The sequence below is a fragment of the Azospirillum sp. TSH64 genome (genome assembly GCF_003116035.1).
In the GTDB taxonomy this organism is placed as follows: Bacteria; Pseudomonadota; Alphaproteobacteria; order Azospirillales; family Azospirillaceae; genus Azospirillum.
The window spans coordinates 3,676,979-3,677,547 of sequence record NZ_LGQW01000015.1 but is presented as its reverse complement, the minus strand read 5'-3'; the positions used below and the strand labels follow the sequence as shown (position 1 = coordinate 3,677,547).

Annotated in this window: 1 pseudogene; it reads left to right on the top strand. The window is 68.9% G+C overall.

What is annotated here, in order from left to right:
* Positions 1–569: pseudogene (locus TSH64_RS18100) on the top strand (hypothetical protein); the annotation flags it as partial.

Below are 569 nucleotides of genomic sequence, written 5' to 3'. Positions count from 1 at the left end.
GCACCGATGTCATCACCCTCGCCTCGGTCCTCGGCAACACCACGCTGGTGTCCGGCATCGAGACGCTGACCGGTCAGGTCGGCACCGACGCCATCGCCCTGGGCACCGCCGGCAACACCATCCTGGTGTCGCTGCTGGAGACGCTGACCGGCGGCGTCGGCACCGATGTCGTCACCCTCGGTTCGGCCGGCAGCACGATGCTGGCGACCGGTCTGGAGACCCTGACCGGCGGGGCCGGCACCGATCTGGTGTTCATCGGCCTGACCGGCAGCACCCTGCTGGTGTCCGGCATCGAGACGCTGGTCGCCGGGTCGAACATCGACACCGCGAACACCCTGGTCGACATCGTGACGCTGTCGTCCATCGGCAACACCATCACCCTGCGCGGGCTGGAGACGCTGATCGGCGGGGCCGGCACCGACGTCGTCACCATCGGCGACACCGGCACCACCATGCTGATGTCGAATGTCGAGACGCTGTCCGGCGGCACCGGCATCGACGTCATCAGCCTGGGCACGGCCGGCAACACCCTGGTTCTGGTCGGCCTGCTCGAGACCCTGACCGGCGGT